This is a genomic window from Actinoplanes sp. NPDC051633 (assembly GCF_040681735.1).
Taxonomy (GTDB): domain Bacteria; phylum Actinomycetota; class Actinomycetes; order Mycobacteriales; family Micromonosporaceae; genus Actinoplanes.
Map to the genome: position 1 here is coordinate 1 of NZ_JBFAZH010000374.1, position 6470 is coordinate 6470.

Genomic DNA, 6470 nt, shown 5'->3' on the forward strand with positions numbered 1-6470 from the left:
GGCTGGTCAACCCGCCGGCGACGCGCGTCGCCGAGCTCTACGCGGAGGGCGCACCGGAGGGCGACTGATCGTCGAGGAACCGCTCGACCGCGTCGGTGACGCGGCCGAGGACCGCGGCGGAGGCGGACAGCGGGCCGGGCACCATCATGCCGTGGTCGGCGCCCTCGATCTCCAGCACGTGCGGGGTCAGCCGCCGGGCGAGGTCGCCGTCCCAGGCGTGCGGGTCGTTCGTGCCGCCGATCAGCAGGAACGGCGCGGTCGCCGCCTCGAGCCCGGCGACCGCCTCGGGTGCGTGCAGCAGCGGGGTGTACCAGACCGCGACCAGCCCGCGCCGGGCGACCTGGGCGGCGGCGTATGTGCCGAAGGACTTGCCGATCACGATCGGGGCGCCGCCGACGGCGTCCAGTTCGGTGGCCGCCACGGCGTCGACGAAGGCGTGGAAGTCGGTCTCCGCCAGGGTTTTCCGGTCGGCCGGCATCGGCCAGGTCACCCGGTGGACCTCGGCGCCGCGGACCTCGAGCGCCAGGCCGGCGTAGTGCAGCAGCGGGTGGTTCGGGCCGTAGTTGCCGCCGGGGAAGACGACCCCCTTCACTGGCGGTACTCCGATCACTGGCGGTACTCGGCCAGGAAGCGGGCCAGCCGGTCGGTGGCGTCGTCGAGGACGTCGACCGGGGCCAGGAAGACCATCCGCAGGTGGTCGGTGGTCGGCAGGTTGAAGCCGGAGCCGTGCGACAGCAGCAGCAACTGGTGCTCCAGCAGGTCCACGATCATCCGCTGGTCGTCGCTGATCTTGTACTTCTCCGGGTCGAGCCGGGCGAACAGATACAGCGCGCCGCGTGGCTTGACGCAGTCGACGCCGGGGATCGAGGTGAGCTTGCGCCAGGCGTGGTCGCGCTGCTCGTACAGGCGGCCGCCGGGTTTGATCAGTTCCTTGATGCTCTGGTAACCGCCCAGCGCGGTCTGCACCGCGTGCTGCGCCGGCACGTTGGGGCACAGCCGCATGTTGGCCAGCAGCTGCAGACCCTCGAGGTACTCCTCGGCGTGCGAGCGCGGGCCGGAGACGGCCAGCCAGCCGGAGCGGAAGCCGGCCGCGCGGTACGTCTTGGACAGCCCGCTGAGCGTGAGCACCAGTAGGTCGGGGGCGAGCGCGGCGGCGCACTCGTGCTGCGCGTCGTCAAACAGGATCTTGTCGTAGATCTCGTCGGTCAGCACCAGCAGGTCGTGCCGGCGGGCCAGGTCGAGCATGCCCAGCAGGGTCTCGCGGGAGTAGACGGCGCCGGTCGGGTTGTTCGGGTTGATGATCACCAGCGCGCGGGTGCTCGGCGTGATCTGCGCGGCCAGGTGCTCCAGGTCGGGCGCCCAGCCCTCCGCCTCGTCGCAGCGGTAGTGCACCGGCTTGCCGCCGCACAGCGTCACCGCGCCGGTCCACAACGGATAGTCGGGGCTCGGGATCAGCACCTCGTCGCCGGTGTTCAGCAGCGCCTGCAGGCACATCACGATCAGCTCGGAGACGCCGTTGCCGAGGAAGACGTCGTCGGGCTGCACGTCGCGCACGCCCAGCGTCTGGTAATACTGCGCGACCGCCACCCGGGCCGAGTAGATGCCCCGGGCGTCGCTGTAGCCCTGTGCGGCGGCCAGGTTGTGCACGACGTCGGCCATGATCGGCTCGGGGGTGTTCAGCCCCCACGGCTCGGGGTTGCCCAGGTTCAGCTTGAGCAGCCGGTGACCGGCCGCCTCGAGCTCCTGGGCACGGCGCAGCACGGGGCCGCGGATGTCGTACCGGACGTTCTTGAGCCTGTCGGCCTGACCCACCATGGCTCCCACCCTAAAGCGCCGCACCGCCGCTCCCAAACGGGATATATTCGCCCTTATGTTGCGGATCTTCACGATCGCGATCGCGGTGCTCGCCGCGGTCGTGGCGGTGACCGCCGTGGCCATCGTCGTGGTCCGGGTGGTCCGCCAGATCCGCCGGCGCCGGCAGTCCGCGCTCGCCGCGGGCCCGCGCCGCGAGCTGCTCGCCTTCGTCGCGGACAACGGTGAGGACGGCAGCCAAGACCTGGTCGCGATCCCGGACGACGCATGGAAGGCGACCGAGCCGGGGGCGCTGGGCCTGCTCGGCAAGCTGCGCGGCGACGCCCACCGGGCGCTGGTGTCGGTGTTCCTGCGTCGCGGCACCGCTCGCCGGGCGCTCTACGATCTGCGCTCGCGCAGCCGGGTGCGCCGGGCCCGCGCCGCGCAGATCCTCGGCGACCTCGAGCTCCGGCAGGCCGTGCCCGAGCTGTGCCGGCTGCTCACCGACCGGCACGCCGAAGTACGCGTGGTCGCGGTCCGCGCCCTCGGCCGGATCGGCGACCCCGCCGCCGCCTGGCGGATCATCGCCGGCCTCGACCAGTCCCACCCGGTGCCGTCGCTGCTGGCCACGCACACCCTGGTGCAGCTCGGGCCCGAGGCCGAGGTCACCCTCTCCGCGGCGCTGGATCACCCCGAGGCGCGGGTGCGCGCCGTCTGCCTGGAAGCCCTCGGCCTGCTCGGCGCCACCGGCTCGGTGCAGCGCGTCGCCCGCGTCCTGCGCGAGGACTCGGTGCTCGACGTCCGCGTCGCGGCCGCCACCACCCTGGGCCGGCTCGGCACCCGCTCGGCGCTGGAGCCCTTGACCCTGGCGCTGACCCCGGCCCGGCCGACTCTGTTGCGGGCCGCCGCCGCCCGCGCGCTCGGCGACCTCGGCTCGCCGTCCGCCGTGGACGAGCTGGCGACGCTGCTGCGCGACCCCGAGTATCGGGTCGCCCACGAGGCCGCGCACGCGCTGCGCCGGCTCGGGCCGCCCGGGCTGCGCGCGCTGCGGACGGTGCTGGACACCGAGCGGGAGGACCTGCGGGCATCCGGTGCCGGCGCGCACGCCGCGCCGTCGGCCGCCGCCGCACACGCCGAGGAGGCGCTGGCGATCGCCGAGATCAACGAACCGTCGCTGGTGCCCGCATGACGCCGGAGCTCGTCCGGGAGGTCATGTACGCCGCCGACTGGGCGATCTTCGCCTACTTCGTCGCGCTCAACAGCAGCTATCTGGTGCTCATCTGCCTGGCCGGGCTCGAGTTCGTGCGCCATCTGCGGCGACAGGATTTCAGTGGCGCCGACGACATGTTCCGGTCGCCGCTCACGCTGCCGGTCTCGCTGATCGTGCCGGCGTTCAACGAGGGCGCGGGGATCGTGGCGGCCGTGCAGGCGATGACCTCGCTGCGCTATCCGCGATACGAGGTGCTGGTCGTCGACGACGGGTCCACCGACGACACGTTCGAGCTGCTGCGGGCCCACTTCGACCTGGTCGAGGTGCCGCGGGTGGTGCCGTCCGAGGTGCCGTACCGCAGCCAGGTCCTCTCCGTGCACGTGGCCCGCGCCAACCCGGAGACGCTGACCGTCGTCCGCAAGACCAACGGCGGCAAGTCGGACGCGCTCAACGTCGGCATCAACCTGGCCAAGCACCCGCTGGTCTGCATGGTCGACGCGGATTCGGTGCTCGACCCGGACGCGCTGCTGTCGGTGGCCAAGCCGTTCGGCGACGACCCGCTGCGGGTGGCGGCGTGCGGCGGGGTGGTGCGCATCGCCAACGGCTGCAAGGTCGTCGGCGGCCGGGTGGTGGACGTGCGGATGCCGCGGAGCTGGCTGGTCCGGGTGCAGGTCGTGGAGTATCTGCGGGCGTTCCTGATGGGCCGTGCCGGGTGGTCGCGGCTCGGCGGGCTGGTGGTCATCTCGGGCGCGTTCGGCATCTTCCGGCGCGACCTGGTCATCGCGATCGGCGGGATGGCGCACGACACCGTCGGCGAGGACGCCGAGCTGGTCGTCCGGTTGCACCACTACCTGCGCGAGCGCGGCGAGGACTACCGGGTGATCTTCGTGGCCGAGCCCGTCAGCTGGAGCGAGGCGCCCGGCCGGCTGCGGGTGCTGGGCCGGCAGCGCCGCCGCTGGCACCGGGGCATCGCGGAGATCCTCAGCAAGCACCGCCGGATGATCGGCAACCCGCGGTACGGCCGGATCGGGCTGATCGCGCTGCCGTACTACGTGGTCTTCGAGCTGCTCGCGCCGTTCATCGAGCTGGCCGCGCTGGTGCTGGTGCCGCTCGGCCTGTGGGCGGACGCCATCAACCTCGGTTTCGCGTGGCGCTTCGCGCTGGTCGCCTACGGCTACGGCCTGCTGATCAGCATGATCTCGCTGTTCATCGAGGAGGTCTCGTTCCATCGCTATCCACGGTGGACGGACCTGACCCGCGGCGTGCTGGCCGCGGTCGTGGAGAACTTCGGGTACCGCCAGGTGCTGGCGCTGTGGCAGGTGGCCGGCGCGGCGGGCGCCTGGCGGGGCCGGCCGGCGGTCTGGGGCAGCATGCACCGCCAGGGCTTCGACACCGAGCCCGAGCTCCGGGAGGTCGGCCTTCAGGAGGTCGGCGCGGGCTCGCTGCGCGGGTGACGCAGCCCCGGATGCCCCTCGGGCAGGCTCCGGCGGATCACCCACCAGCTGACGGCGACGCAGGCGGCGACCAGCGGCCAGGTCAGCGCGATCTGGGCCACGCCCAGCGCGACCACCTGCCCCGCGGCGTACAGCGGCAGGAACACCGCCAGCCGCACGAGATACTGAGCGACCCAGACCCAACTGCCTTTCGCGTACGCGCTGAGCAGCGCCGGATCACGCCGCCACCGGGTCCTCTGCCCGAGCACGCCGCCGACCACGATCCCGAGCAGCGGCCACCGCACCGCGATGCTGACCACCCACGCCAGCGCGCTGGCGCCGTTGCTGAGCAGGCGGATCAGGAAGAAGTCCTCGGCGTGCCCGGTCCGCAACGCCACGAGCGCCGCCAGCGCGACGCCGAGCAGCCCCGCGAGCACCGCTGCGGGCCGGTCACCGCGGCGCAGCCGCCAGCCCGCGACGCCCAGCGCCACGACCAGGGCAACCGCCGATCCCCAGGCGATCGACTGCCCGGCGGCCAGCCAGCCGGCCAGGAAACCAGCCACCGGCGCGGTCGCGTCCAATGCCGCACGCCGGCCGCCCAGCAGATCCGACAGCGACTCCTCGGCCACGCCCGCCCCCTTAGTGTTAGGCAAGCCTAATACCTACAGATTGTTCAACAACTCTTGCCGAATCGTTGAACAATCCCTACCTTCAAGGGATCGACGGGCATCACCGAGATGATCAGGAGCACACCATGCACCCTGAGTCCTCCGTACCCACCGCCAACGTACCCACCGCCAACCCGCCCTCCACCGCGAAGGCGCGGCGGACCGCCCTCGCCGGAGCCATCTTCCTGATGGCGACCAGCGCCATCGGCCCCGGCTTCATCACCCAGACGACCAGCTTCACGGTCGCGCTCGGCGCGGCCTTCGCCTTCGGCATCCTGATGTCCGTGCTGGTCGACTTCGTCGTCCAGATGAACATCTGGCGGATCATCTCGGTCAGCGGCAAGCGGGCGCACGAGGTCGCGAACGCGGTCGTGCCCGGCGCCGGCTATCTGCTCGCCACCCTGGTCATCCTCGGCGGCCTGGTCTTCAACATCGGCAACGTGGCGGGCACCGGCCTGGGCCTCAACGCGGCGCTCGGCCTGGACCCGAAGATCGGCGGCGCGATCAGTGCTCTGATCGCGATCTCGCTGTTCGTCGTCAAGCGCGCCGGGCTCGCGATGGACCGGGCGCTGATCTTCCTCGGCATCCTGATGATCGTGCTCACCGTCTACGTCGCGATCGTCTCCGGACCGCCGGTCGGCGAGGCGCTCAAGCAGACCGTCTGGCCGGACACCGTGGACCTGGCCGCGATCACCACGATCATCGGCGGCACGGTCGGCGGGTACATCACCTACTCCGGCGCGCACCGGCTGCTGGACAGCGGCACCACCGGGCCGGAGCACATCCGGGAGGTCACCCGCGGGGCGCTCACCGGCATCGCGGTCACCGGGATCATGCGGTTCGTGCTGTTCCTGGCCATCCTCGGCGTCGTGGCCGGCGGCGTCGCCCTCAACACCAAGGGCAACGCGACGGCGCAGGCGTTCGAGTCGGCGGCCGGGCAGTTCGGGCTGCGGGCCTTCGGGATCGTGCTGTGGGCGGCGGCGATCACCTCGGTCATCGGGGCGGCGTACACGTCCGTGTCGTTCTTCGACGCCTACTCGCGGCGCTTCTCCGAGACCCGTACCCGGAACTGGGCGACCGTGGGCTTCATCGTGGTCGCCACGGGCATCTTCCTGTTCATCGGGACCGCACCGGCCGCCCTGCTGGTCTTCGCCGGTGGGTTCAACGGGCTGATCCTGCCGATCGGGTTCACCATCTTGCTGTACGCGGCGTGGCGGCGCCGGGAGCTGCTGAACGGGTACCGCTATCCGGTGTGGCTGCTCGTGCTGGGCGTGCTGGTGGCGGCGGTGACCTGGTACATGGGAGTGGTGTCCGCCCGCGCGATCTTCGAATACCTGGCGGGCTGAGCCGTGACGACGGAGGTGATCG

6 protein-coding genes are annotated in these 6470 nt (G+C 71.9%); 3 read left to right on the top strand and 3 right to left on the bottom strand.

Translation table 11 applies throughout. The features are described from left to right. Nucleotides 1-37 precede the first annotated feature (37 nt). Both AB0M20_RS20965 and AB0M20_RS20970 read right to left on the bottom strand, forming a co-directional pair. A complete protein-coding gene (locus AB0M20_RS20965) occupies nucleotides 38-592 on the bottom strand; it encodes an alpha/beta hydrolase (protein WP_364300491.1) in 555 nt (184 codons plus the stop codon). A gap of 14 nt (nucleotides 593-606) precedes the next feature. Beyond that, entirely contained in the window at nucleotides 607-1815 is a 1209-nt protein-coding gene (locus AB0M20_RS20970) for a pyridoxal phosphate-dependent aminotransferase (RefSeq protein ID WP_364300493.1), read from the bottom strand. 55 nt (nucleotides 1816-1870) lie between these two features. Between AB0M20_RS20970 and AB0M20_RS20975 the strand changes: the two genes are divergently transcribed. After that, nucleotides 1871-2980, top strand: a complete 1110-nt coding sequence (locus tag AB0M20_RS20975; RefSeq protein ID WP_364300495.1) for a HEAT repeat domain-containing protein — start codon at nucleotides 1871-1873, stop codon at nucleotides 2978-2980. Beyond that, nucleotides 2977-4455, top strand: coding sequence for a glycosyltransferase family 2 protein (locus tag AB0M20_RS20980; RefSeq protein WP_364300497.1), 1479 nt, complete (start codon nucleotides 2977-2979; stop codon nucleotides 4453-4455). Before AB0M20_RS20975 ends, AB0M20_RS20980 begins: the two co-directional genes overlap by 4 nt. On the opposite strand, the gene AB0M20_RS20985 is transcribed toward AB0M20_RS20980, so the two are convergent. After that, a complete protein-coding gene (locus AB0M20_RS20985) occupies nucleotides 4422-5087 on the bottom strand; it encodes a DUF3159 domain-containing protein (protein ID WP_364300499.1) in 666 nt (221 codons plus the stop codon). The two genes, AB0M20_RS20980 and AB0M20_RS20985, sit on opposite strands and share 34 nt — an antisense overlap. A 101-nt stretch (nucleotides 5088-5188) precedes the next feature. Here AB0M20_RS20985 and AB0M20_RS20990 point away from each other — a divergent pair, with 101 nt between their 5' ends. Continuing rightward, on the top strand, nucleotides 5189-6448 hold the full coding sequence (locus tag AB0M20_RS20990; RefSeq protein WP_364300501.1) for an NRAMP family divalent metal transporter: 1260 nt from the start codon (nucleotides 5189-5191) through the stop codon (nucleotides 6446-6448). Nucleotides 6449-6470: the final 22 nt, after the last annotated feature.